This window comes from Arsenicicoccus cauae (assembly GCF_009707125.1).
Classification (GTDB): Bacteria; Actinomycetota; Actinomycetes; order Actinomycetales; family Dermatophilaceae; genus Arsenicicoccus; species Arsenicicoccus cauae.
In genome coordinates, this window is sequence record NZ_WLVL01000018.1 from 1 (window position 1) to 24,596 (window position 24,596).

27 protein-coding genes and 1 riboswitch are annotated in these 24,596 nt (G+C 73.2%); of the genes, 9 read left to right on the top strand and 18 right to left on the bottom strand.

Annotated elements, in window-relative coordinates:
• The 4 genes from GGG17_RS04255 to rimP all read right to left on the bottom strand — a co-directional run.
• On the bottom strand, nucleotides 1-338 hold a 338-nt coding region (locus GGG17_RS04255; protein WP_311966407.1), incomplete at its 3' end, for a translation initiation factor IF-2 N-terminal domain-containing protein.
• Nucleotides 339-509: 171 nt separating this feature from the next.
• A complete protein-coding gene (locus tag GGG17_RS04260; protein ID WP_311966408.1) occupies nucleotides 510-959 on the bottom strand; it encodes a YlxR family protein in 450 nt (149 codons plus the stop codon).
• On the bottom strand, nucleotides 898-1,992 hold the full coding sequence (gene nusA / locus GGG17_RS04265; protein WP_154592551.1) for a transcription termination factor NusA: 1,095 nt from the start codon (nucleotides 1,990-1,992) through the stop codon (nucleotides 898-900). Before nusA ends, GGG17_RS04260 begins: the two co-directional genes overlap by 62 nt.
• Nucleotides 1,992-2,516, bottom strand: a complete 525-nt coding sequence (gene rimP, locus GGG17_RS04270; protein WP_154592552.1) for a ribosome maturation factor RimP — start codon at nucleotides 2,514-2,516, stop codon at nucleotides 1,992-1,994. The genes nusA and rimP overlap by 1 nt, the downstream gene beginning before the upstream one ends.
• A gap of 194 nt (nucleotides 2,517-2,710) precedes the next feature.
• Between rimP and GGG17_RS04275 the strand changes: the two genes are divergently transcribed.
• Nucleotides 2,711-3,730: a ferritin family protein gene (locus GGG17_RS04275; RefSeq protein ID WP_195849111.1), complete on the top strand. Its 1,020-nt coding sequence runs from the start codon at nucleotides 2,711-2,713 to the stop codon at nucleotides 3,728-3,730.
• Nucleotides 3,727-4,683 carry an aminoglycoside phosphotransferase family protein gene (locus GGG17_RS04280; RefSeq protein ID WP_195849112.1) on the top strand — a complete coding sequence of 319 codons (957 nt, stop codon included), beginning with the start codon at nucleotides 3,727-3,729 and terminating at the stop codon, nucleotides 4,681-4,683. The genes GGG17_RS04275 and GGG17_RS04280 overlap by 4 nt, the downstream gene beginning before the upstream one ends.
• A gap of 38 nt (nucleotides 4,684-4,721) precedes the next feature.
• On the opposite strand, the gene GGG17_RS04285 is transcribed toward GGG17_RS04280, so the two are convergent.
• From GGG17_RS04285 to GGG17_RS04300, 4 genes are read right to left on the bottom strand one after another with little or no spacing between them, the layout of a single operon-like run.
• A complete protein-coding gene (locus GGG17_RS04285; protein ID WP_154592555.1) occupies nucleotides 4,722-5,606 on the bottom strand; it encodes an energy-coupling factor ABC transporter ATP-binding protein in 885 nt (294 codons plus the stop codon).
• Nucleotides 5,603-6,406, bottom strand: a complete 804-nt coding sequence (cbiQ, locus tag GGG17_RS04290) for a cobalt ECF transporter T component CbiQ (protein ID WP_311966409.1) — start codon at nucleotides 6,404-6,406, stop codon at nucleotides 5,603-5,605. Before cbiQ ends, GGG17_RS04285 begins: the two co-directional genes overlap by 4 nt.
• A gap of 1 nt (nucleotide 6,407) precedes the next feature.
• Complete coding sequence (locus GGG17_RS04295; RefSeq protein WP_154592556.1) at nucleotides 6,408-6,722, bottom strand: energy-coupling factor ABC transporter substrate-binding protein; 315 nt, start codon at nucleotides 6,720-6,722, stop codon at nucleotides 6,408-6,410.
• A 2-nt stretch (nucleotides 6,723-6,724) separates the two neighbouring features.
• Entirely contained in the window at nucleotides 6,725-7,477 is a 753-nt protein-coding gene (locus tag GGG17_RS04300; protein WP_154592557.1) for an energy-coupling factor ABC transporter permease, read from the bottom strand.
• 36 nt (nucleotides 7,478-7,513) lie between these two features.
• Nucleotides 7,514-7,660, bottom strand: a riboswitch (cobalamin riboswitch).
• Between the two features lie 40 nt (nucleotides 7,661-7,700).
• Between GGG17_RS04300 and GGG17_RS04305 the strand changes: the two genes are divergently transcribed.
• Entirely contained in the window at nucleotides 7,701-8,378 is a 678-nt protein-coding gene (locus GGG17_RS04305) for a GNAT family N-acetyltransferase (protein WP_154592558.1), read from the top strand.
• 19 nt (nucleotides 8,379-8,397) lie between these two features.
• Here GGG17_RS04305 and GGG17_RS04310 read toward each other — a convergent pair whose 3' ends face one another.
• From GGG17_RS04310 to paaA, 6 genes are read right to left on the bottom strand one after another with little or no spacing between them, the layout of a single operon-like run.
• On the bottom strand, nucleotides 8,398-9,240 hold the full coding sequence (locus GGG17_RS04310) for a hypothetical protein (protein WP_154592559.1): 843 nt from the start codon (nucleotides 9,238-9,240) through the stop codon (nucleotides 8,398-8,400).
• A complete protein-coding gene (gene paaE / locus GGG17_RS04315; RefSeq protein ID WP_195849113.1) occupies nucleotides 9,237-10,358 on the bottom strand; it encodes a 1,2-phenylacetyl-CoA epoxidase subunit PaaE in 1,122 nt (373 codons plus the stop codon). Before paaE ends, GGG17_RS04310 begins: the two co-directional genes overlap by 4 nt.
• Nucleotides 10,358-10,906, bottom strand: a complete 549-nt coding sequence (gene paaD, locus GGG17_RS04320) for a 1,2-phenylacetyl-CoA epoxidase subunit PaaD (protein ID WP_311966410.1) — start codon at nucleotides 10,904-10,906, stop codon at nucleotides 10,358-10,360. Before paaD ends, paaE begins: the two co-directional genes overlap by 1 nt.
• Complete coding sequence (gene paaC / locus GGG17_RS04325; RefSeq protein ID WP_154592561.1) at nucleotides 10,903-11,706, bottom strand: 1,2-phenylacetyl-CoA epoxidase subunit PaaC; 804 nt, start codon at nucleotides 11,704-11,706, stop codon at nucleotides 10,903-10,905. Before paaC ends, paaD begins: the two co-directional genes overlap by 4 nt.
• Nucleotides 11,703-11,990, bottom strand: coding sequence for a 1,2-phenylacetyl-CoA epoxidase subunit PaaB (paaB, locus tag GGG17_RS04330; protein ID WP_154592562.1), 288 nt, complete (start codon nucleotides 11,988-11,990; stop codon nucleotides 11,703-11,705). Before paaB ends, paaC begins: the two co-directional genes overlap by 4 nt.
• The gene (gene paaA / locus GGG17_RS04335; protein WP_154592563.1) at nucleotides 11,987-13,039 is read right to left on the bottom strand and encodes a 1,2-phenylacetyl-CoA epoxidase subunit PaaA; all 1,053 of its coding nucleotides are present in this window, start codon (nucleotides 13,037-13,039) and stop codon (nucleotides 11,987-11,989) included. Before paaA ends, paaB begins: the two co-directional genes overlap by 4 nt.
• 114 nt (nucleotides 13,040-13,153) lie before the next feature.
• On the opposite strand from paaA, the gene GGG17_RS04340 reads away from it, so the two are divergent.
• Entirely contained in the window at nucleotides 13,154-13,771 is a 618-nt protein-coding gene (locus tag GGG17_RS04340; protein WP_311966411.1) for a GNAT family N-acetyltransferase, read from the top strand.
• Here the strand turns inward: GGG17_RS04340 and GGG17_RS04345 are convergent.
• On the bottom strand, nucleotides 13,768-14,136 hold the full coding sequence (locus GGG17_RS04345) for an FCD domain-containing protein (RefSeq protein ID WP_154592564.1): 369 nt from the start codon (nucleotides 14,134-14,136) through the stop codon (nucleotides 13,768-13,770). The two genes, GGG17_RS04340 and GGG17_RS04345, sit on opposite strands and share 4 nt — an antisense overlap.
• A gap of 142 nt (nucleotides 14,137-14,278) precedes the next feature.
• Here GGG17_RS04345 and GGG17_RS04350 point away from each other — a divergent pair, with 142 nt between their 5' ends.
• From GGG17_RS04350 to GGG17_RS04365, 4 genes are read left to right on the top strand one after another with little or no spacing between them, the layout of a single operon-like run.
• On the top strand, nucleotides 14,279-15,964 hold the full coding sequence (locus tag GGG17_RS04350; protein ID WP_154592565.1) for an L-lactate permease: 1,686 nt from the start codon (nucleotides 14,279-14,281) through the stop codon (nucleotides 15,962-15,964).
• On the top strand, nucleotides 15,961-16,737 hold the full coding sequence (locus GGG17_RS04355) for a (Fe-S)-binding protein (RefSeq protein WP_154592566.1): 777 nt from the start codon (nucleotides 15,961-15,963) through the stop codon (nucleotides 16,735-16,737). The genes GGG17_RS04350 and GGG17_RS04355 overlap by 4 nt, the downstream gene beginning before the upstream one ends.
• Nucleotides 16,734-18,383, top strand: a complete 1,650-nt coding sequence (locus GGG17_RS04360) for a lactate utilization protein B (RefSeq protein ID WP_082176893.1) — start codon at nucleotides 16,734-16,736, stop codon at nucleotides 18,381-18,383. The genes GGG17_RS04355 and GGG17_RS04360 overlap by 4 nt, the downstream gene beginning before the upstream one ends.
• Nucleotides 18,380-19,024: a LutC/YkgG family protein gene (locus GGG17_RS04365; RefSeq protein WP_154592567.1), complete on the top strand. Its 645-nt coding sequence runs from the start codon at nucleotides 18,380-18,382 to the stop codon at nucleotides 19,022-19,024. Before GGG17_RS04360 ends, GGG17_RS04365 begins: the two co-directional genes overlap by 4 nt.
• Nucleotides 19,025-19,088: 64 nt before the next feature.
• Here GGG17_RS04365 and dapB read toward each other — a convergent pair whose 3' ends face one another.
• A complete protein-coding gene (gene dapB / locus GGG17_RS04370; RefSeq protein ID WP_311966412.1) occupies nucleotides 19,089-19,838 on the bottom strand; it encodes a 4-hydroxy-tetrahydrodipicolinate reductase in 750 nt (249 codons plus the stop codon).
• 121 nt (nucleotides 19,839-19,959) lie between these two features.
• On the opposite strand from dapB, the gene GGG17_RS04375 reads away from it, so the two are divergent.
• Nucleotides 19,960-22,770, top strand: coding sequence for an FAD-binding and (Fe-S)-binding domain-containing protein (locus GGG17_RS04375; RefSeq protein ID WP_154592568.1), 2,811 nt, complete (start codon nucleotides 19,960-19,962; stop codon nucleotides 22,768-22,770).
• A gap of 104 nt (nucleotides 22,771-22,874) precedes the next feature.
• Here GGG17_RS04375 and GGG17_RS04380 read toward each other — a convergent pair whose 3' ends face one another.
• Both GGG17_RS04380 and GGG17_RS17320 read right to left on the bottom strand, forming a co-directional pair.
• On the bottom strand, nucleotides 22,875-23,879 hold the full coding sequence (locus tag GGG17_RS04380; protein WP_154592569.1) for a YihY/virulence factor BrkB family protein: 1,005 nt from the start codon (nucleotides 23,877-23,879) through the stop codon (nucleotides 22,875-22,877).
• A 109-nt stretch (nucleotides 23,880-23,988) separates the two neighbouring features.
• A complete protein-coding gene (locus GGG17_RS17320) occupies nucleotides 23,989-24,507 on the bottom strand; it encodes a DUF3072 domain-containing protein (protein WP_375804500.1) in 519 nt (172 codons plus the stop codon).
• Nucleotides 24,508-24,596 lie beyond the last annotated feature (89 nt).

Consider the following 24,596-nt stretch of genomic DNA (forward strand, 5'->3'; position numbering starts at 1 on the left):
TGCGGAGTCGCGGCAGCGGCCGGCTTGTCCGAGGCGGGGGCCGGCTTGGCGGCGGGTCCCGGCGTCGGCCTCGACGTGCTGCCGGCGGCGGGTCCCGGCGTCGGCCTCGCCGTGGTGCCGGCGGCGGGCCTGGGGGCCGCCGCAGGGCTCTTGGGGGAGCCGCCGGCCTTGCCGGCGAGCTCGGCCGGGAAGGACTCCCGGATGCGGCGCACGACCGGCGCCTCGATGGTGGAGGACGCCGCGCGGACGAACTCTCCCTGGTTCTTCAGGTGCTCGAGCAGAACCTTGCTCTCGACTCCGAGCTCCTTGGCGAGCTCGTAGACCCGGACCTTAGCCACAATTCTCCTTGATCTCGGTCCGGGCGGGCGCGGAGAGGTCCTCCGCCGGTCACGGACCGTCGTTAGTGCTGGGGCATGCTCATCGCTGAGTACTCATCGGGTGCTCATAGCGTCAAACCCGCTTTCGGTTCTCATCGGACGGTGCTGTCACGGCCTCGACGGCGGGTGCCGTCAGGACCGGTCGTGCTCGCTCTCCACCCACGCCCGCAGCGCGGCGACGTCGGTCGTGACCTCCGCGCGCAGGGCACGCCCGAACGCCTTGCGACGCACGGCGAGGTCCAGGCAGGCGGGGTCCGGGTGGAGCCAGGCCCCACGTCCGGCCCTGCGCCTGCGCGGGTCCGGAACGACGTGGAGCGACCCACGCTCGTCCGGCTCCGCCACCACTCGCAGGAGAGCCGCCCGGTCACCGACACCACGGCAGCCCACGCACGTTCGGGAGGGACCCGGGGCGGACGAGGACGCGGTGGTCGCTGGACCAGACTGACCCATCCTACCGCGTCCCCGGGCGTGTCGTCGCACCGTGACGACCGGCTCGACGTGCTCCCGGGGGTGAGGGACCTCAGGCACCCTGCTCGGAACCGGCCGACGGCTCAGCCGACTCATCCGACCCGGCCGACTCATCCGACCCGGCCGACCCGGCCGACCCGGCCGCTGCCTGACCGCCACCCGCGGGGGTGTCGGGGTGGATGTCGATGCGCCACCCGGTGAGCTTGGCGGCCAGGCGGGCGTTCTGGCCCTCCTTGCCGATGGCCAGGGACAGCTGGTAGTCGGGCACCACGACCCGCGCGGCACGCAGCTTGGGGTCCACGACCTCGACCGACAGCACGCGGGACGGCGACAGCGCCGCGGCCACGAACTCGTCGGGCTGGGCGGAGTAGTCGACGATGTCGATCTTCTCGCCGTGCAGCTCGGTCATGACGGCCCGGACACGGGCCCCCATCGGACCGATGCAGGCGCCCTTGGCGTTGACCCCCGGGGTCTTGGCCGTGACGGCGATCTTGGTGCGGTGCCCCGCCTCGCGTGCGAGGGCTGCGATCTCGACGGTGCCGTCCGCGATCTCGGGCACCTCGAGGGCAAAGAGCTTGCGCACCAGGTTGGGGTGGGTGCGGGACAGCATGATCTGCGGGCCGCGGTTGCCCCGCTTGACGCTCACGCAGTAGCAGCGGATGCGATCCCCGTGGGCGTAGCGCTCACCCGGCACCTGCTCGGAGACGTGCAGCTCACCCTCGACACCTCCACCGAGCGCCACCTGGACGACGCGGGGGTTGGAGCTCTGCTGCACCACGCCGGAGAGGATGTCCCCCTCCTTGCCGCGGAAGTCGCCGAGCACCGACTCGTCCTCGAGGTCGCGCATGCGCTGGTGGATGACCTGCCGCGCCGTCGAGGCGGCGACCCGGCCGAAGTCGGCAGGCGTGTCGTCATACTCCCTCGGCTCGGGACGGGGCTCGCCCTCGGCGACCGGCTCGAGGTCCTCCAGGGCCCACACCGTGACCTTGCCGGACTTGCGGTCGAGCTCCACTCGGGCCCGGCGCGCCGCCCCCTCGGTCTTGGAGTACGCGAGGAGCATGGCGTCCTCCATGGTCTTGACGAGCACCTCGAGGGGGATCTCGCGCTCGGTGGCGAGCATCCGCAGGACCGCCATGTCGATGTCCATCAGTTCTTCTCCTCGGTCGCGCGGGTGAACTCGACCTGCACCTGGGCGCGGGCGATGTCGGGGTAGGCGAGCTGCCGGGTCGACGACGCCCCCTTGGTGGTGACCTCCAGGGCCACCTGCTCCGGGCCGGCGGCGACGATGCGTCCGGTGACCTGGCCGTCGGGGGTCGATGCCTTGACGAGACGACCGACGTTGCGGCGGAAGTGCCGCGGCTCGGTGAGCAGCCGGTCGACACCGGGCGAGCCCACCTCGAGGACGTAGGGCTGCTCGCCCATGACCTCGGACTCGTCGAGGAGCTCGCTCACGCGGCGCGTGGCGTCCGCCACGAGGTCCAGGTCCAGGGGCTCGATGGCCGTCGTGTCGTCGGCAGGGGGCGCGGTCACCAGGTCGGTGTCGACGGTCAGCCGCACGAGGCGACGCTTGCCCACCTGCTGCACGGTGAGCTGCTCGACCATGAGCCCCAGCTCGGCGAGCGCGGGGTCCAGCAGCGTGCGGACGTCCTGCTCGGTGCTCCGGGTGACCATCGTTTCCTCCGCTGTCGGTGATGTGCGCCTGCGCCGCGTCACGGCTGCGCGCGGGCCGGCAAAGTCCACACCCTATGCCATCGACCCTGCTGGAACTCTATCGAGCGGGCGAGCGGGATGACAGCGCGCGTCCGGCTGCTCTCGGGCTGTGTCACGTCCACGGGAGCCCGCTCACGGGTGGCAGGATCGCAGGCATGGTCGACCGGTCGTCCCCGCACGCCCCGCGCACCTCGCGCGACGTCGCGGCCGTGCCCTCGCGGCGCGCGGTGGTGGCGGCTGCCTCGCTCGTCCCGCTGGGGCTGCTGACCGCCTGCCGCGTCCGGCTGGAGGACGACGCGCCGCGGATCCCGCTCGTCCCGACCCGCGAGCCCACCGAGGACGAGGCGCTCCTGCTCGCGGCCTGGCGCACCGCGACGGACCTCGGCCGTATGACGACCGGCCTGGCCGGTGACGGGGCTGCGGCACCGCGCCTGCACGCCGTCCACGCCCGCACCTTCGACCAGCTGCTGCGCGACCGACGGGTGCCGCAGGCGCAGCGCGTCACGACTCCGACCCCCTCCGTCTCGACCAGCGGGTCCGACGCCGGCGCGTCCGGCACCGTCGGCACATCCGGCGCATCCGGCGCATCCGGCACCCCGGCGGACCGGGGCGCCGCCGCCCGGGCCGAGGCCGCCGCCGTGTCACCCGCCGCCCTCGCGGAGCTGGCGTCGGCCCACGCCGGCCAGCTGCCGCTGCTGGGGTCCTTCGGGGCGTGCCGCGCCCGCCTGGCGGGCCTGCTCGGGTCCCCTGCCCGCTGGCCGGAGTGGGGCACGGCTGCCTCCCCCGCCGACGGCGGGCTGCTGGCCGCGCACCGGCGAGCGCGCTACCACCTCGAGGTGGCCGCCGCCCGCACGCCGGACGACGACCGTGGAGCGGTCTCGCGCGAGCTGGCCCGGGTCGCCGGTGTCGTCGTGCGGCTGGAGTCGCGAGGCGGCTCCTCGGGGGCGCCTCCCGCCGGCTACCCGCTGCCCTTCCCCGTGCGCGACGGCGCCGCCGCACGCCGCCTCGTCACCCACGCGCTCACCACGCTCGAGACGGCCTGCGGCACGACCTGGGCTGCCGGCTCGGGGTCGACGGAGGCGGTCACGACCACCACCCGCCTCGTCGTCGACGCCGTGACCGCCGGGGATGCGTGGGGGGTGCCGCTGCGGGCGTTCCCGGGGCTCTTGTCGTGAGCGGCGCGACCCGAGACCTGGTCCCGGCATCTCTGACCGCGCTGGTGTCCGGCCGCCCGGCGGACGAGGGGGTCCGCGACCCGGTCGATGGTGACACCTGGCTGCGGCGGCTGCCCGGCACCCTGGACGAGATCCTCGCCGCGCAGGACCTCGCCGTGGACGGGCGACCACGGCACGGGGTGTCCGCGATCGTCCTACCGGTGCGCAGGCAGGGCAGACCGGCCGTCCTCAAGGTGAGCTGGCCGCACGCCGAGGCGGCGCACGAGCACCTGGCGCTGCGCGCGTGGGACGGCACGGGGGCCGTGCGCCTGCTGGCGGCCGACCCCGCCCGCTGGGCGCTGCTGCTCGAACGGCTGGACCCCGACCAGGCGCTGAGCAGTGAGCCCGTGCTCGACGCGTGCGAGACGGTGGGCCGGCTGCACGCCCTGCTCGACCGGCCAGCGCTCCCCCGCCTCGACACGGCGAGCGCCTGGTGCGGGCGCATCCGTGAGCGCCTCACGAGCTCACCCCCTCCCGTCCCGCCCAGGGTGGTCGACCAGGGGGTCCGCCTTGCCGCGGAGCTGGCCGAGGACGCAGAGGTCGACGCCCGGCTCGTGCACAGCGACCTTCACGACGGCAACGTGCTGCGCGTGCCGGAGGAAGTGGCGCCGCGGGTCGGCACCGTCGACGGCTGGCTCGCCATCGACCCCAAGCCCCTCGCCGGCGAGCTCGCCCTGACGATCGCCCCTCTGCTGTGGAACCGCTGGGACGAGGCCGTCCGCGCGCACCACCTGCGCAACCACCTGAGGTTCCGGGTGGACTACGCCTGCGACGCGGCGGGGATCAACCCGGCACGGGCGCGCGCGTGGACGATCCTGCGGGAGCTGGACAACGCCTGGTGGGCCGCGCGGGAGCCCGACGGGCACGAGCGCATCACGCAGGCCGTCGCGATCATCAAGGCCATGCAGGACTGACGCACTCGTCTGCGCCCCTCGACGCACCCGACCCGCGCTCAGGACGTGGTCGCGGCCCGTCCCGACAGCGCCGCAACCAGCCCGTCGACGTCGCGCGGTCGGGCGTCGGCGTCGAGCAGCCCGGCCCGCGCGAGGCGGGCGGCCAGCTCGAGCGGCCAAGGGCGGCGCAACCGGGCCCGCGCGACGAGCAGGTCGTCGCCGAGCACCTCCTCGACCAGGCCCTGGGTGACCGTCCCGTCGACCACCACGGCCGCGTCGTCCGCCCACGACAGCGCGAGGTCGACCTCGTGCGTGGCGAGCACCACCGTGGTCCCGTGCTCCTCGAGGCGGGTCAGGGCACCCAGCATCTCCTCGACGCCGGCCGGGTCCAGGCCCGCCGTGGGCTCGTCGAGCAGCAGCACCGCGGGGCGCATGGCGACGGCGCCCGCGGTGGCCGCACGCTTGCGCTCGCCGTAGGACAGCTGGTGCGTCGGACGATCCGCGAGATGCTCGATGCCGAGCAGGGCGAGCGCCTCGGCCACCCGCTCGCGCACCTCGGCCACGGGCAGGCCGAGGTTCATCGGCCCGAAGGACACGTCCTGGGTCACGTCGGCGCTGAACAGCTGGTCGTCGGGGTCCTGGAGCACGAGCTGCACGCGCTGCCGGTGCTCGCGCAGACCCTTGCGGGAGTAGTCGACCCGCCGGCCGTCGACCTGCACCTCGCCGGCCGAGGGCTGGTGCCCACCGCTCAGGCAGCGCAGAAGCGTCGTCTTGCCGGAGCCGTTGGCCCCGAGCAGCGCGGTGCGGCGCCCCGCCCCCACCTGCAGGTCCACCCCGGTGAGCACGGGCGGACCCCCGGGATAGGCCGCGTGCAGCGCCGTGGTGGCCAGCCGCTGCCCAATCGCCGCGAGCGGGGGGTGGTGGCAGTCCTCGCGGTGGCTCATGGCCCTCCCACCCCCGCTGAGGTGGCGAGGGACAGCACCACCAGGGACACGAGCAAGAGCATGCTGGCGACGAGGAAGCCGGCCGAGCGTCGCTGCTCGCGCGGCAGGGTGAGCAGCGCGGACTCGTAGCCCCGCCCCGCCAGCCCCTCCTCCATGCGGCGGGCCCGGTCCCACGACCGGGTCAGGGCGGCGGCGGTGAGCATGCCCGCGGAGCGCAGCGCGGCTCGGCGGCCGTGGTAGCCGAGCCGGCCGGACTGCGCCTCCCGGATCGAGCGCACGGAGTCCAGCAGCACGAACAGCAGGCGATAGGTCAGCGCCGCGATCTCCACGCAGGCGTCCGGCACGCGCACGCGACGCGCGGAGGCGAGCAGGTCGACCATGGGTGTCGTGCTGGCGAGGACGAGCACCGCCAGCGTGCCGGCCACGGCGTGGGCGGTCAGGCCCGCGGCGGCCGCCAGGCTCTCGGGCGTCACCGCGAGCGGTCCCCAGCGCCAGTATGCCGAGGGCCCGGCCCCTCCCTGGGTCGCCTCCTGGGCGCCGACGGTCACCGCCACCGACAGCCCGCTGACGACGATGAAGGCCAAGGGTCCACGAAGCGCGCGCAGCACCAGGGACACCGGCACCCGGGCCGGGCCGACCAGGACGATCACGCTGGTGAGGGCTACCAGCGGTGAGGCCGGCCAGGGGGGCAGGAGCAGCGCGACGAGCACCAGCCCCAGGCTCAGCAGCGCCTTGTCACCGACGGCGCGCGTCCGCCAGGTGCCCGCCCAGGCGGCGTCGTCGATCGCGAGCCCCGCCACCTCAGTCGGAGCCTTGCGGGCGGGGGCGGCTGCGGCCGCGCAGGTAGCCGATGACGTAGCCGAGCACGCCCGCGCCGACGGCGGCCTGCAGGGCGAACAGCCCCGACTCGACCTCGCCGCTGGGCTCGAACACGCTGCGGAACCACGGCTGGTAGTCCGGGTGGGCCTGCTCGATGGCGCTGGTGGCGGCGCTGTCCGTCCCCACGAACCGTTCCTCGGGACCGCTGCGCCGGGCGTCCAGCAGCAGCGGCACCGCGAGCAGTGCCACGAGGGCCAGCAGGCAGACGACGGTCAGCAGGTGTCGGCGTGGTCGCATGCTCAGCCCTCCGTCGTGAGGGACGGAGCGGACGCGCCGGCGCCCGGCCGCCCGGGACCGCCACGCCCGTCGAGGCCGGTCCTCGCGTCGGCCTCGCGCGGCAGCACCCCGAGGCGCCGCAGCTCGGGGGCCGCGACGTCGCGCAGCACACGGATGACGAGGACGCCGAGGACACCCTCGGCGAGGGCCAGCGGGACCTGGGTGAGGGCAAAGATGCCGAGGAACTTCGCTAGCGCCCCGGGGAACCCGCTGGCCGGGTCGGGATGAGCCAGCGCAAGCTGCAGGGCGGTCGTCGCATAGGTCGCGAGGTCGGCGGCGGCCATCGCCACGAACACGCCGCCCAGGAGGGGCAGCCCAGCGCGGCGGCATACGGCGTAGCACGAGTAGCCCACCCACGGACCGACCACGGCCATGCTCATGACGTTGGCGCCCCAGGTGGTGAGGCCTCCGTGGGCGAGCAGGAGCGCCTGGAAGGCGAGGACGATGCCGCCGAGCAGCGCCATGACAGGGGGCCCGAAGAGCACGGCGCCGAGGCCGGTGCCCGTCGGGTGGCTGGAGCTGCCCGTCACCGACGGGAGCTTGATGGCGGACAGCACGAAGGTGAAGGCGCCGGCCGCCCCCAGCAGCAGGCGGTTCTCGGGATGCTCACGGACCTGACGCACGACCTGTCGCGCTCCGTGGACGACGAACGGGGTGGCGACGGCCGTCCAGGCCGCGGCGTGCCAGGGAGGGAGGTAGCCCTCGGCGATGTGCATCTGCGCACTCCTTGAGATCGGGGATCACGCGTCCCCCTCGCGGTGGACCCGACGAGCAGTTCCTGGCTCCCGCGCCCCCGTCGGGGACCCGGTCACAGTGGCGCGACCGCGCCGGTCTCTCACCGGCTTCCTGGCACCGTCGGGCTGGTTCTCGGAGTATGCCACACCAGATGCAGGTGAGAACTCTTATCATCTGGGTGGGGGCGATCGCTAGTCTCGCCGTATGCCGACCGCGCCACCCCCTTCCCCGACCGCCCCCGACGCCGCGGGGACGACGCAGCTGCCCGCCCTCCCCGACCTGCCCGTCCGCCCCCGCACGACGCAGCGGCTGGTCCTGCGGCCCTGGCGCGACCTGGACGCCGAGGAGTTCGCGCGCCTCAACGCCGACCCGGAGGTCATGGCGTGCTTCCCCGCCCCGCTGGACCGGGCCGCCAGCGACGAGCTGCTGGGTCGCGCGCGGGGCCACGTCGACGAGCACGGGTGGGGACTGTGGGCCCTGGAGGAGCGCAGCACCGGCGCCTTCGTGGGTTTCACGGGTCTGGTCCGGCCGCGGTTCGAGGCGGCGTTCACGCCGTGCGTGGAGATCGGCTGGCGGCTCGCCCGGTCGGCGTGGGGGCGGGGCTACGCGACGGAGGCTGCCCTGGCCGCCCTGGACGTGGGCTTCCGCGAGCTCGGGCTGCGGCAGGTCGTGTCCTTCACGGCCTCGGTCAACCTGCCGTCGCGGGCAGTCATGCAGCGCATCGGCATGATGCACGACCTCGCCGACGACTTCGACCACCCGCTGATCGACCCGGCGAGCGAGCTGTGCCACCACGTGCTGTACCGCATCGACCGGGCCGACGACCACTCGAGCGGTCCGGACGACCAGGTCGTCCCGGTCGGGGCGGGGCCCGTCGACTGACCCCGTCGCCCAAGGCCACTCAGGACCCCGGGACCGGCGCGACCTCGCGGATCGCGGGTGGGGTGATGCGCGCGACGGCGCCCCACTCGCTGAACGCGATCGTGCCGGCCGTGCGGGGCGCGGAGGAGCTGAGCCGCAGCAGTCGCCCCGACCCGTCTGCTGCCACGATCGCTGTGGTCGGCCCGCCGGAGCGGAGCTCGTAGGCCTGGGTGCCCTCGTAGGAGGTCCGCCCCACGACCGTGCGGTCGCCCGGGTCGCGGAGGGCGGCCTCGACGGCGTCCAGCAGCTCGCTGAGGCTGAGGACGGCGAGCTGGTTGGCCGCCGCACCGGACAGCTGCACGAAGCGGCCGCGGGCGCTGCCGGAGAGGGCCGCGGACCGCACGAACGTCCGCCCCTCGCTGCGCACGATCTCGAACGGCGCGGACACCCCCATCGACACGGTGCCCCGGACGCTCAGCCCGTCACGCGTGCCCCGCAGGTCGAAGGTCATGGGCGCGCCCTGGACGTTGAGGGTGCCCACCGCTCGCACGCTGGTCGCCGCCGCGACGAAATCCGCGGCGGCAGCGGCGAGTCGGTCCGCCTCATCGGCCGTCGCGTCGCCTCCTGGGGCGGCGGGCGAGGACGGCTCCGGCGCCACGTCGTCGAGGCTCGGTGCCCCGAGGTCGGGGATGCTGGTCGTGGGCCCCGCCGAGGTCGCCCCGTCGTCGCCCGTCCCCCGGCCGGAGGAGGACGCGGCGGGCGGGGGACGGTTGGGAGCGCCCTGGCACCCGGCGGTCGTCACCGCGACGAGGGCAGCGACGGCGACGGTCGCCGCCGCGCGCCCCACCGGACGCCCCGGCCCGGCGAGGGCGCGGCGCGTCACGCGTCGTAGTCGAGGCGCACGTGGTCGGTGACCGGGCGCGACTGGCACGCGAGCACGATGCCGTCCGCGACCTCGTCTTCCTCGAGGGCGTAGTTGCGGTCCATGCGGACCTCTCCCTCGACCAGCCGCGCCCGGCAGGTGCCGCACACCCCGCCGGTGCAGGAGTAGGGCGCGTCCGGACGGGCCCGGAGCGTCGCGGCCAGGATGGTCTCGCCGGGGTCGGTCATCGCGATCTCGGTCGTGCGTCCGTCGAGGTTGACCGTGACCCTCGCGAGGACGCCGGTGCGCTCCCCGGCGGCGCCGACCCCGGGGTCGGTCTCGGCCCGCGGCTCGTCGTCGACGTGAAAGACCTCGAAGTGGACGTGCTCGTTGGCGACCCCCTCGGCCGCGAGGACCTCGCGGGCGTTCTCGACCAGGGAGAAGGGTCCGCAGAGGTACCACTCGTCGACCGTGTCGACGGGGACGAGGGAGTCGAAGATCCGGCGCAGCCGCTCCTCGTCCAGACGCCCGCTGAACAGGTCGACGTCACGGGCCTCACGGGACAGGACGTGCATGAGCTGGAACCGGCTGCGGTAGAGGTTCTTGAGGTCCTCGAGCTCCTCCAGGAACATGATCGAGCTCGTCGACCGGTTGCCGAACAGCAAGGTCACCCGGCTGCCGGGCTCGTCCTCGAGGACGGTCGTGAGCAGGGACAGGACAGGTGTGATCCCCGACCCGGCGACGATGGCGACGTGGTGACGGGCGCGGTCGGGCTCCGTGGGCACGACGAACGAGCCGAGCGGCGGCATGACCTCGATCGTGTCGCCCGGGCGCACCTCGTCGACCAGCCACGGCGAGACGGCACCGCCGGCCACGCGCCCGGCAGCCACCCGCAGGACCCCTCGGTCGGCGGCCGCCTTGCGGGACAGACAGATCGAGTAGGAGCGCCGCTGCTCCTGGCCGTCCCGCTCGACTCTCAAGGTGAGGTGCTGGCCGGGGGCGAAGGTGAACTCCTCTCGCAGCTCCTCGGGCACGGCGAAGGTGATCGCCGCGGCGTCGTCCGTGAGCGGCTCGACCCCGGCCACCGTGAGGGGGTGGAACTGGGGGCGGTGGCGCACGGGCTTGCTGAGCAGGGCCATCAGATCACCTTGAACTCGTCGAAGGGCTCACGACAGACGTCGCACCGGCGCAACGCCTTGCAGGCGGTGGACCCGAACCGGGCCACCTCCGTGGTCTGGTCGCTGCCGCAGCGGGGGCAGCGCACCTGGTGCCGGGTCAGCTGAACGGGCACCGGCGCGTGGGCGCTCCCGGCAGCTCCGGCAGCTCCGGCAGCTCCGGCGGTGGGCGGGGCGATGCCGAACTCGCGCAGGCGTTCGCGCCCCCGCTGGCTCATCCAGTCGGTGGTCCAGGCGGGCGACAGCTGGGTGACGACCTCCGCCGTCATGAGGGCGCGACTCGCCTCGTGCCGCACGAGGTCCTCGATCAGCCCCATGGCGGGGCAGCCGGAGTAGGTCGGGCTGAGGACGACGCGCACGAGACGCCGCTCCTCGTCGACCTCGATCGACCGCACGATGCCGAGGTCGTCGATCGTGATGACCGGGATCTCGGGGTCGGGGATGGCCCGTATGGCGTCGGCCAGCTGCTCGGCCGAGCGCCCCGACCGGGCCGGCGCCGCCACGGCGCTCACCAGGTGGCGCCGGGGTGCGAGCGTGCGATGTGCTGCATCTCGGCGAGCAGGTAGCCCATCGGCCGCGAGTGGATCCCGCGCCGACCGTCCCGGGCCGTCCAGCGGGACGGCTCGGCTGGGGTCAGGGACGCCTCGGAGAGCACGCTCGCGACATACGCGCGCACCTCGTCCTCGACCTCGCTGGGGCGCACGCCCGCCCCGGACTCCGCGGCGGCGACGGCCGCGTCGTCGTCGGCGAACAGCTCGGCGACGTACGGCTCGACCACCGCGAGGGCCGCCTGCATGCGGCGGTGCGACTCCTCGGTGCCGTCGCCCAGGCGCACCACCCAGCTGCGGGCGTGGTCGCGGTGGTAGGCAAGCTCCTTGACGGCCTTGCCCGCGACGCCGCGCAGCGTCTCGTCCTCGGACCCGGTGAGCCGCTGCATGACCGCCAGCCGAGCGGTGGCGAACCACAGCAGCCGGGCCATCTCCACGCCGAAGTCGCCGCGCTCCATCTCGACGAGGTGGACGCTGCGGAACTCGCGCTCGTCGCGCAGGTAGGCGTAGTCGTCCTCGGAGCGCCCCGTCCCGTCGAGGGACCCGGCGTAGGTCAGCAGGCTGCGCGCCTGGCCCAGGAGGTCGAGCGCGATGTTGCCGATCGCCATGTCCTCCTCGATGGCGGGGGCGTCGGCCACCCACTCCCCCAGGCGCTGGGTGTAGACGAGCGCGTCGTCCGCGAGTCCCAGGACGTAGTCCGCGAGGGTGCCCGAGGTGCCGGGCGGGGGCGGGGCACCGGGCCCGGCGACGGTGCTGGCGTTCATAGGTACTCCACGTCCTCCGGCACGTCGTAGAACGTGGGGTGGCGGTAGACCTTGTCCGCGCTGGGGTCGAAGAGCGGTCCGCGCTCGTCGGGGCTGGACGCCGTGATGCTGTCCGCCTCGACGACCCAGATCGACACGCCCTCCTGCCGGCGGGTGTAGAGGTCGCGGGCGTTGTGCAGCGCCATCGGGGCGTCCGGCGCGTGCAGGGATCCCACGTGGACGTGGGACAGACCCCGCTTGGCGCGGACGAACACCTCGTACAACGGCCAGGTGGCCTCGGTCATGCGGCACTCTCCTTCGAGCGCGAGGCCTGCTTGGCGGCATACGCGTTGGCGGCCTCTCGCACCCACACCCCGTCCTCGTGAGCCCGGATCCGGTTGCTCATGCGCTCGGCGTTGCACGGACCGTCACCCTTGAGGACCCGCCAGAACTCCTCCCAGTCGATCTGGCCGAAGTCCCAGTGACCGCGCTCGTCGTTCCAGCGCAGGTCGGGGTCGGGGAGGGCGATGCCGAGCTTCTGCGCCTGGGGTACCGTCATGTCGACGAACTTCTGGCGCAGGTCGTCGTTGCTGAACCGCTTGATGCCCCACGCCATGTTCTGCGCGGTGTGGCCCTGCTGGGCGGCCTCGCCGGAGTCCTCGGGGCCGAACATCATGAGTGCGGGCCACCACCAGCGGTTGGCGGCGTCCTGCGCCATCGCGCGCTGCTCCTCGGTACCCCGGGCGAGCACCCACAGGATCTCGAAGCCCTGTCGCTGGTGGAAGGACTCCTCCTTGCAGACGCGGATCATCGCGCGGCTGTAAGGGCCGTAGGAGCACCGGCACAACGGCACCTGGTTCATGATCGCGGCGCCGTCGACCAGCCAGCCGATCGCCCCCACGTCGGCCCAGGTCAGCGTCGGGTAGTTGAAGATCGAGGAGTACTTCTGCCTGCCCGCGTGGAGCTTGTCGAGCAGCTCGGCCTTGTCGACGCCGAGCGTCTCGGCCGCGGAGTAGAGGTAGAGGCCGTGCCCGGCCTCGTCCTGCACCTTGGCGATCAGGATGGCCTTGCGCCGCAGGCTCGGGGCGCGGGTGATCCAGTTGGCCTCGGGCCGCATCCCGATGATCTCGGAGTGAGCGTGCTGGGCGATCTGTCGGATCAGGGTCTGGCGGTAGCCCTCCGGCATGTCGTCGCGCGGCTCGATGCGCAGGTCACGGGCGATGAGGTCGTCGAACGACGTCGTGTCCCCCGGAGCTCGGTCCGCGTCGGCCGAGGCCTCGCGGGCCCGGGTGTAGTCGTCGGTCTCGGCCGCGTTCAGCGGCTCGTCCGGGTCGATGACATCGTTGCCATACATGCTGGCCAGTATCCTCGCCCGCGTCAGCGCCTGCAAAGGCGCCCGAGGCCGGTGAGGTGTCGTCCGTCACGCTACCGGCCGGTAGCTCGCAGGTCGGTCTGAGAGGATCGGTCGGTGAGCGACCACGACCACCAGCACGAGCGCGACCACCGGCACGAGCACGACCACCAGCACGAGCACGAGGGCGCCGCCGGCCCCACCGCCGACGCCAGCGTCCGTCAGGCTCGCGTCAACGACGCCCCGGCGGTGGGCACGGTCCAGTCGGCCGTATGGCGCCAGGCCTTCGCGGGGCTCATCCCCGCCGAGGTGCTCGAGGGATTCGAGCCGCTGCCCTTCGCCCGCGCCTGGCGCGCCTCGCTGGAGCAGCCGCCGTCCCCGCGCCACGTGCTGGTCGTGTCCTGCGCCGGCCCCCAGGTGCTGGGCTACGCGGCCATCGGACCGTGCGAGGACCCGGACGCCGAGGACGGCGACGGCGAGATCATCACGCTGGGCGTCCACCCGGACGCGCGCCGTCAGGGCCACGGCTCCCGCCTGCTCAACGCGGCGGTCGACCTGCTCCGCGACGGGGGTTTCGCGCACGCCTACGCCTGGGTCCCGGCCGAGGACGTCACGACACGGGCCTTCCTCGAGGCGGGGGGCTTCGCGCCGGACAGCGCCTACCGCGACCGCGTCGTGGGACCGGGCGACCAGGACCTCCTGCGGGAGATCCGCCTCACCGCCGCGCTCACCTAGCACGACCCACCGACGGGCGAGCACGATCGGAGGATCGCGTACGCCGCCCGGATGTGGGACTCCACCAGGTCTGCCGCCCGTTGGCCGTCCCCGGCGACCACGGACTCGTAGATCGCCTCGAGGTGCTCCTGCGGCTGGCCACCGAACCCGGCCCAGTCGCCGAGCGACCGCTCCGCGTCGAGGATGGGCCGGCGCAGCGACTCGCGGACGGCGACGGTCATGTCGGCCATCAGCCGGTGGCGCCCCACCTCCGCCAGCTCGACGTGGAAGTCGGTGTCCGGCGCGTTGAGCTGGGCGCCCACGCGCTGGGAGCCGGCCAGGATGCCGGACTCGACGTGGTGGACTACGGACTCGTAGCCCTCCATGCGCGCTATTGCGACAACCGGCTGGATCGATCACGCGGTCCCGGGTCTTGCAGTTGGTCTGACCGCACTCCATAGTGGCTTCAATGGTCTGACCGGAGGCGTCGGTCGACCGCGTGACCGACCTGAGAACGATGGAGTTCCCATGACCTTCCGCCCCGACCTGGACCCCGTCGGAGGCAGCCTCCTGCTGTCGGCCCTCGTGGCCCTCCTGCCCCTCGCCACGATCTTCGTGACCCTCGGCGCCCTGCGCTGGAAGGCCCACGTGGCCGGCCTCACCGCCCTCGCCGTCTCCCTGGTCGTGGCCGTGCTGGCCTTCAAGATGCCGGTCGGGCTGGCCCTGCTGTCCGCCACCGAGGGCGCGGTGTTCGGCCTCTTCCCCATCGTCTGGATCGTGTTCACCGCGATCGTGCTCTACCAGGTCACCGTGGTGAGCGGTCGGTTCGAGGACCTGCGCGCGGTGTTCAACATCATCAGCGACGACCCGCGGGTGCAGGCCATCTTGATCGCCTTCTGCTTCGGGGGGCTGCTGGAGGCCCTCGCGGGCTTCGGGGCTCCCGTGGCCATCACCGGCGTCATGCTCATGGCCGTCGGTTTCTCCGCCCTGCGCGCCGCCACCGTCGTGCTGCTGGCCAACACCGCACCCGTCGCCTTCGGCGCCATCGCCATCCCGATCATCACCGCGGGCAACCTCACCAAGATCCCGTACACCGAGATCGGCGCCTACGTCGGGCACCAGACCCCGGTCCTTGCGATGTTCGTCCCGCTGTTCCTCGTCTTCCTGGCCGACGGGCGACGCGGCCTGCGCCAGACCTGGCCGATCGCGCTCGTCACCGGCGTGGCGTTCGCCGTGGCCCAGTGGATCTCCGCGACCTGGGTGTCGGTCGAGCTGACGGACATCATCGCGTCCCTGGTCGGGCTCGCCGCGGCCGTCGTGATGCTTCGCCTCTGGCAGCCCGAGGGCCGCGACGCCGCCCTGGAGCGCATGAGCGAGGAGAAGCGCGAGGAGCGCGCGGGCATGACCGAAGAGCAGCGCGCCCAGCTGCCCAGCTCGTCCGACGCGCCCGCCGCGACCCACCTGGCGCCTTCCCGCATCGCCATGGCGTTGTTCCCCTACCTGCTCGTCATCGTGATCTTCTCGTTGTCCAAGCTGGTCTCCCCGATCAAGGCCTGGCTCGCCTCGACCGACGTCAAGGTCCGCTGGCCCGGCCTCGACGGGCACGTCCTCAACGCCGCGGGCAAGGTCAACGGCTCCACGGTCTACACCTTCCAGTGGCTCTCCAGCCCCGGCACCATGCTGCTGATCAGCACGGTGATCATCGCCCTCGTCTACCGGGTGAGCGCCCGCGACACCGCCCGGCAGCTCACCGAGACCGCCCACAAGCTGCGCTTCTCGATCCTCACCATCGCCTCGGTGCTGTCGCTGGCGTACGTCATGAACCTGTCTGGGCAGACGATCACGATCGGCACCTGGATCGCCGGGACGGGTGCGGCGTTCGCGTTCTTCTCCCCCGTCCTCGGCTGGCTCGGCACCGCCGTCACCGGCTCGGACACCAGCGCCAACGCGCTCTTCGCGACCCTGCAGCAGACCGCCGCCAAGCACGCCGGCATCGACCCCACGCTGCTCGTCGCCGCCAACACCTCCGGCGGCGTCGTGGGCAAGATGGTCAGCCCGCAGAACCTCACGATCGCGGCCACGGCCGTCGGTCTGCTCGGGCGCGAGTCCGAGATCCTGCGCCGCGTGATCTGGTGGAGCCTCGGCCTACTCGTCGTGCTCTGCCTGCTCGTCGGCCTGCAATCCACGCCCGTTCTTGCTTGGATGCTGCCATGAGCCCCGAGCGCCCCGGTGAGGGCAAGACCGTCGCGTTGTTCGCCACCTGCGTCAACGACACCATGTATCCCGGCACCCCCCAGGCCGTCGTGCGGCTCCTGGAGCGGTTGGGCTGCGAGGTCGCGTTCCCGCCCGAGCAGACCTGCTGCGGGCAGATGTTCACCAACACGGGCTACCTCGACGAGGCCCTGCCGACGGTCCGGACCTACCTCGCCGCGTTCGAGCGCTTCGACTACGTGGTGGGACCGTCGGGGTCCTGCATCGGGTCCGTCCGCGAGCAGCACCCGATGCTGGCGGAGCGGTCGGGCAGCACCGAGCTCCAGCGGCGGGTCGCCGACGTCGTGGCCAAGACCTACGACCTGCCCGAGCTGCTCGTGGACGTCCTCGGGGTCACCGACGTGGGGGCCTACTTCCCGCACCGGGTGACCTACCACCCGACCTGCCACTCGCTGCGTATCACCAAGGTCGGGGACCGCCCCTACCAGCTGCTGCGCGCGGTCCGCGGCATCGACCTGGTCGAGCTGCCGGACGCGGACCGCTGCTGCGGCTTCGGCGGGACCTTCGCGCTCAAGAACTCCGACGTCTCGGTCGCCATGACCGCCGACAAGGCCCGCCACATCGCCGACACCGACGCGGAGTACGTCGTGGCCGGAGACAACAGCTGCCTGATGAGCATCGGCGGCGTGCTCGCCCGCCAGCGCACCGGCATCCGCACCATCCATCTGGCCGAGGTGCTCGCCAGCACCGAGGAGACCATGGAGGAGCCCGTATGACCCAGCCCGCCCACCGCCTCACCCCCGCGCCGCCCTCGGGGGAGCTCGCCGACTCGCCGCCCTTCCCGGCCGCCGCGCGCCGTGAGCTGGCGAACCCCGTGCAGCGCAAGAACCTCCACCACGCCATGACCACCATCCGCGACAAGCGCGCCCGCGTGGTGGCCGAGCGGCCCGACTGGGAGCAGATGCGGGTGGCCGGCGAGGAGATCAAGGACCGCACCCTGCGGCACCTCGACCACTACCTGCTGCAGCTCGAGGAGTCCCTCACCCGGGCCGGCACGACCGTCCACTGGGCGAGCGACGCCGAGGAGGCCAACCGGATCATCGTGGGCCTGGTGCGGGACGCGCTGCGCGACCAGCCGCGCCAGGTGGACCCCACGGGGCGCGAGGTCCCCCCGGAGGTGGTCAAGGTCAAGTCGATGGCCACCCAGGAGATCGAGATGAACGAGGCCCTCGAGGCCGCGGGCATCGCCGCGTGGGAGACCGACCTGGCCGAGCTCATCGTGCAGCTGGGCCACGACCGACCCTCGCACTTCCTGGTCCCGGCGATCCACCGCAACCGCGCCGAGGTCCGCGAGATCTTCCTCGACGAGATGGGCGACTACGGCCGCCCCGCGCCGGACGACCTGGACGCCGAGCCCGCGCACCTCGCAGGGGCCGCCCGCCTGCACCTGCGCGAGAAGTTCCTGCGCGCCTCGGTGGCGATCTCGGGGGCGAACTTCGCGGTGGCCGAGACCGGCACGCTGTGCGTCGTCGAGTCCGAGGGCAACGGTCGCATGTGCCTGACCCTCCCCGAGACGCTGATCTCGGTGGTCGGGATCGAGAAGGTCGTGCCGACCTTTGCCGACCTCGAGGTCTTCCTGCAGCTGCTCCCCCGGTCCTCCACCGCCGAGCGGATGAACCCGTACACCTCGTTGTGGACGGGTCCGACGCCCGGTGACGGGCCGCAGCAGATGCACGTGGTCCTGCTCGACAACGGCCGCACCAAGGTGCTCGCCGACGACTTCGGCCGCACCGCGCTGCGCTGCATCCGGTGCTCTGCGTGCCTCAACGTGTGCCCGGTCTACGAGAAGGTCGGGGGCCACGCCTACGGCTCGGTCTACCCCGGGCCGATCGGTGCCGTGCTGACGCCGCAGCTGCGCGGCACCGCCTCCGCGGTCGACCGCTCGCTCCCCTACGCCTCATCCCTCTGCGGGGCGTGCTTCGACGTGTGCCCGGTGCGCATCGACATCCCCAGGATGCTCGTCCACATGCGCGGCAAGGTCGTCGAGGCGAAGAAGGCCGACCGGATGCCGCACTCCGAGGCGGGGGTGATGCGCGCCACCTCGTGGATGATGGCCGACCACCGGCGCTGGGGTGCCGCCATGAAGGGCTCCGGCCTGGCGGGGCGCCTGCTGGGGTCGCGGTTCGACCACTTCGGGACGCTGCCGTGGCCGGCGTCGAAGTGGACGAACGCGCGCGACGTGCAGATGCTGCCCACGGAGTCCTTCCGCGACTGGTGGGCCCGCGAGCGCGCAGATCGTCCCGGCACGCCGGGGCATGGCGGGCCTGCCGGTCCTCGGCACGACGCGTCCACCGAGGCGCACCGGGCGTCCGACCAGCGCGCGCACGGCAGCACCGAGCAGCCCGAGGCAGAGCAGCGATGAGTCGGGAGCAGATCCTCGGACGGGTCCGGGCCGCGCTGGCGGACGTGCCGCGCTCCACGCCCGAGGCGGACGTCCCCGTCGCCTGGGAGTACGCCCGCCCCACACCGGTGGACGACCTGCTTGGTCGGTTCGTCGAGCGGGTCGAGGACTACCGGGCCGTGGTGGAGCGGTGCGCCCCGGACGACGTCGGGGCCCGCGTGACGGCGGCCCTGCAGAGCCACGGTGTCGACACGGTCGTGCTCCCCGACGGGCTCGACGAGGGGTGGCGCGCCACCATCGCGGGCGCCGGGCTGTCGCTCCTCGAGGACGCGGACCTCACGGCCGCCCAGCTCAACGCGGTCGACGCCGTGGTCACGGGGGCGTCCGTGGGGGTGGCCGAGACGGGCACGATCGTGCTGGACCACGGCCCCGACCAGGGTCGTCGCGCCCTCTCGCTGGTGCCTGACGTGCACGTGTGCGTCGTGCGGGCCGACCAGGTCGTGTCGGACGTCCCCGAGGCGGTGGCCCGGCTCGCCGGTGTGGCCCGCACAGGTCGCCCGCTCACCTGGATCAGCGGGCCGAGTGCCACCAGCGACATCGAGCTGTCCCGCGTGGAGGGCGTCCACGGCCCCCGGACGCTGCACGTGATCCTCGCCGACTGACCCAGGGGCGCACCCCTGGGTCAGCGGCGGGTGCGGGCCCCGTGCCGTATGCCGGCCCCGCCCGTCAGAGCCCGAGGTAGTGCTCGAGCCCCACCGTCACGCCGGGGTGCTCCGCCACGCGCCGCACGCCCTCGACCACCCCGGGCATGAACGAGACCCGGTCGAAGGAGTCGTGCCGGATCGTCAGCTGCTCTCCCTCGGCACCGAAGAGCACCTCCTGGTGCGCGACCAGCCCGCGCAGCCGGACCGAGTGGACGGGGACGCCGTGCACGCGGGCACCCCGGGCGCCGTCGGGGTCGTGCTCAGTCGCGTCCGGCACGTCGCCCAGGCCGGTCTCGGACCGGGCGGCCCCGATCAGGTCGGCGGTGCGGGCGGCCGTGCCGGACGGTGCGTCGACCTTGCGAGGGTGGTGCAGCTCGATGACCTCGACGGACTCGTAGAAGCGGGCCGCCTGCTCGGCGAAGGTCATCATGAGGATCGCGCCGATGGCGAAGTTGGGGGCGATGAGCACACCGGTCCCCTCGGGGGCCGCCGCCACCTGGTTGCGCAGCGTCTGCAATCGCGGCTCGGTCCAGCCGGTCGTCCCCACGACCACGTGGACTCCCTGCGCGACGCAGTGCGCGACGTTGGCCGGCGACGCGTCCGGCACCGAGAACTCCACGACCACGTCCGCGCCGGCCAGGTCGCCCAGCTCGTCCCCCACGTCGAAGCGCCCGACAAGCTCGAGGCCCTCGGCCGCGTCGACCGCGTCGCAGACGGTGGAGCCCATGCGCCCGGAGGCGCCGATGACAGAGACCTTGATGATGTCGCTCACGCCGTCCACCCTAGGCGCCGGTGCGGCGGCGCGCCGCGAGCGACCAAGCGCGCCGTGGCCGGGGCGAGCGGCATACCGCGGCATAGAGTGGCAGGACCCCAACGACGAGGAGGTCGCTCGCATGACCGTCACGACCAGCGCACTGGATCGCAGCGTCGGCACCATCACCTCCCGCCGCCTGGTGGACCGGGTGTCCAAGGCCCACGACGCGTCCCACTACCTGCTCACGCCGCAGGCCGTGGTGACCGCGCGCACCGTCGATGACGTCGCCCGCACCCTCGCGGCGGCCCGGGCGGACGGCGTCCCCGTGACCTTCCGATCTGGCGGGACCAGCCTGTCCGGGCAGGCGCTCTCCGACGGCATCCTGCTCGACACGCGCACCCACTTCCGTGGCGTCGAGGTGCTCGACGGGGGCGAGCGCGTCCGCTGCCGGCCTGGCGCCACGCTGCGCTCGGTCAACGCCCACCTGGCCCGCTACCGGCGACGTCTGGGGCCGGACCCGGCCAGCGAGATCGCCTGCACCGTGGGCGGGGTCGTGGCCAACAACTCCTCGGGCATGCAGTGCGGCACCGAGCTCAACACCTATCGCACCCTCGACTCCCTGGTCCTGGTCCTGCCGAGCGGCACCGTCGTCGACACCAGCCTCCCGGACGCCGACGAGTTCCTCCGCCGCGCCGAGCCGGAGCTGTGGGAGGGGCTCGCCGGGCTGCGCGACCGGGTGCGCGCCGACCCGGACTCGACGGCGCGCATCGCGCACCAGTACTCGATGAAGAACACCATGGGCTACGGCGTCAACGCGTTCGTCGACTTCGACGAGCCGGTGCGCATCCTCGAGCACCTGGTCGTCGGGTCCGAGGGGACCCTGGGCTGGGTGGCCGAGGTCACCTTCCGCACCGTGCCCATCAGCCCCTATGCCGCCACCGCCCTGCTCGTGGTCGACGAGATCGGCCAGGCCACCGACGCCCTCGGTGATCTCGTCGGGGCCGGCGCCAAGGCCCTCGAGCTGCTCGACGCCGCGTCGCTGCGCGTCGTGCAGCGCTACCGCGAGGCGAGCCCCGAGCTGGCCGGCCTCGACGTCGACCGGCACGCGGCCCTGCTCGTCGAGGCGACCACCGACGACAGCGCGGAGCTCGACCGCCGCATCGGCGAGCTCGACGACGTCGTCGCCTCCCTCGGCCTCCCTCACCGCGCCACCTTCACCCGCGACGCGCGCGAGCGGGCGGACCTGTGGCACCTGCGCAAGGGGCTCTACACCTCGGTGGCCGGGGCCCGGCCGCAGGGCACGACCAACCTGCTCGAGGACATCGCCGTCCCGCTGGCCTCGCTCAGCGCCACGGTCGCGGACCTGACGGAGTCCTTCCGGCGCCACGGCTACGACGACGCCGTCACCTTCGGTCACGCCAAGGACGGCAACCTGCACTTCATGATCAACCCGCGCCTGGACGACCCGGCCGCGCTCGAGACCTATGAGGCGTTCACCGAGGAGATGGTGTCTCTGGTGCTCGGGCACGAGGGCACCCTCAAGGCCGAGCACGGCACCGGGCGGATCATGGCGCCCTACGTGCGCCGGCAGTTCGGGGACGAGCTCTACGCCGTGATGCAGGAGGTCAAGCGCCTCGCCGACCCGTCCGGGGTGCTCAACCCCGGGACTCTGCTCGACGACGACCCCGGCGCTCACCTGCGGCACCTCAAGACGATGCCCGCCGTCGACCCGGCGGTGGACCGCTGCGTGGAGTGCGGCTACTGCGAGCCCGTCTGCCCCTCACGGGATCTCACCACCACGCCGCGGCGCCGCATCACGCTCCTGCGCGACCTCGGCCGGCTCCCCGAGGACCAGGCCGCGGAGCTCCGCGCGGCCTACGACTACGAGGCCGTGGACACCTGCGCGGTGGACTCGCTGTGCGTCAAGGCGTGCCCGGTCGGCATCGACACCGGCCTGTTCATGAAGTCCCTCCGCGCCGACCGCCACTCGGCGAGGACCCAGCGGGCCGGCATACGGCTGGCCGAGGGCTGGGGCACCACCATGACGATGTTGCGCACGGCCTTGGCGGTCGCCGACACGGTGCCCGGGTCGCTCAAGACTGGCGCGACCAGCGCTCTGCGGCGGGTGATCTCGCCGGACGTGGTGCCGCTGGTCGGCGACGACCTGCCGGGCCGCGGACCGCGCCGCCCGGCCCCCCAGCACCCGACGGGCGCGGCGTTCGTCTACTTCTCCTCCTGCCTCGGGTCGCTCTTCGCCCCCTCCGCGGACTCGACCGGCGCGGGGGTGGTCGACGCGTTCTTCGCCCTGACCCGCCGCGCCGGGCTGGAGGCGGTAGTGCCCGACGAGCTGCAGGGCCTGTGCTGCGGCACCCCCTGGGTCTCCAAGGGCCTCACGCAGGGAGCAGATGCCATGTCCCGCAAGGTCTTCCGGGCGCTGTGGCGCGCCACGGAGCAGGGGCGGCTGCCCGTCGTGTGCGACGCCGCGTCGTGCACCCACGGCCTGGCCGACCTCGCGCACCACCTTCCGGAGGAGGATGCCGAGCGGTGGGGTCGGGTGCGGGTGATCGACGCCGTGACGTATGTCGCCCGCGAGGTCCTGCCTCACGTCGAGGTCGGCGAGCCCCTCGGCACCGTGGCCGTGCACCCGACCTGCTCGACCGTGCACCTCGGCGTGGTGGACGACCTGGTGGCCTGCGCCCAGGCCGCGGCGCGCGAGGTCGTGGTGCCCGTCGACTGGGGCTGCTGCGGCTTCGCCGGCGACCGCGGCATGCTCCACCCCGAGCTGACGGCGTCCGCCACCCGGCTGGAGGCCCATGAGCTGGACGGGCGCGCCTTCGACGCCTACGTCTCCGCCAACCGGGCCTGCGAGCTGGGCATGTCCCGCGCCACGGGCCGCCCCTACCGCCACGTCCTCGAGGTGCTGGCCGAGCGCGTCCCGGGCTGCCGCTGACGGATCGGGGCCACTCCTGGTGGGCATAGCCACCAGAAGTGGCCCCGATCCCTGGACGTGGGCCGTGGCGCGCGGCAGTCAGCCGGTCGACGCCCGGGGCGGGGCTACTCGGAACCGTAGTACTCGTCCTCCATGTCCTTGAGCGACCGCTCGAAGGACACGTCGACCTGCTGGAAACCCTTGAGCCGGTTGGCGTTGACGAGTCCCTCGTAGTACTTCTTGTCGGCCTCGGTCAGCTCGACGTCGTCGGTGAACACCGTGAGCAGGGCCCGCGGCCACAGGTGCTTGGCAAGGACGACGTTGAGCTCGATGGCCATGACCACGCCGCAGGCCGCCAGGAAGCCCCACCCCATGAGGCCGAGGACCAGGGCGAAGACGCCGTATGCGTCGCTCGATCCCTTGACCACGAAGGACACGTACGCCGTGCCGACCGTCTGCAGCGTCTGCCACCACGCCGCCGCTGCCAGGGCGCCGGGGATGGAGCGGCGCCACCGCATCGGGTGCGCCGTCGCGATGCGAAAGATCAGCAGGAAGATCCCGGCGTTGAGCACCACGGCGAGCACGGTGAGCAGGTAGGCACCCGCGGTGCCGAGGTCCAGGCCATACGCCGAGGCCGAGCTGCCGATGCCGGAGATCACGGTGGTGACGATGAGGAACAACCCCGCCGTCACGATGAGCAGCAGGGACCGGCCGCGCGAGACGAAGGGGTTGGGGCGCTGGTTGCGCGGCACCGCCCAGCACACGTTGAGGGCGTTCTGCAGCGCCTGCCCCACGCCGAGGGCGCCGTACAACGCCACCAGCAGACCGATCGCGATGGCCTTCCAGTCCCCTTGCAGCCCCTGCGTGCTCAGCTGGGTGCCGATGACCGGGAACTGGCTGAGGGCCGACTCGAGCAGGCGCTGCTCGAGCTCGGGACGGTCCTGCAGGACGAAGCCGAGGACCGAGGACAGGAGCAGGAGCAGCGGGAAGGACGACAGGAAGCCGTAATAGGTGATCAGCGCTCCGAGGTAGGGCCCCTGGTCGTCGAAGAACTTGTAGAGCACCGCGAGCGGGAAGCCGACCCCGCGGTGGCGCCGCTGGAACCGATCCACCTTGTCCACGAACGACATCCACGCTCCCTCCGTCGCAGACATTCTGCCCCGGATCGCGCGGGAGCTCCTGGTGTGGTCGACGCTGCGGCGAGCAGCCGTGCGCCGCCCGCCGCCGCGCCGCCCTGGATCAGCCCTGCTGGTCCTGCTGGCCCTGCTGGTCGCGCCCGGTCGCCGCCTGGAGCCGGTCGATGTGCTCCGAGGCCTCGGCCTTGGTCAGGTCGGCGGGGATCTGCTCTCCCGCCTGGCGCGCCAAGGAGTCCAGGTAGGACTTCTGGGCGTCGGTGGCCGGCTGGTCACCCGTCACCCAGTCGTCGGGGTCCTTGACCGGGCCGTCGGTCGGGCCGGTGCCGGCGCCCAGCATCTCGCCGTCGCCGGAGGCCTGTTGCTTGCCGGAGGCCTGCTGGTTGCCCGACGCCTGCTGGTTGCCCTGGGCGGCGAACCCTTCGCGCGCGACGGTCGGGTCACCTGCGGGCGACCCGGCCCGGGCGGGGTCCACACCGACCTGCTCGGTCCCGGTCTGGTCGGAGGACGGACCCCGCTGGCCACGTTCGGCGTTCGCGGGCACCTCCTCGGCGGCAGGCGGAGCCTCCTCCAGTGGCGGCTCGTCGAGGGGCGGGATCTGCTGGGTGGGGTCCTGTGCGTTCATGACGGTCGGCATACCCACCGGGGTGCTGTCCCCAACCCCCGTCCCCGGCCGGTCCGGTGCGCTTCGGTCCGGTGAGCACGTATGCCGGA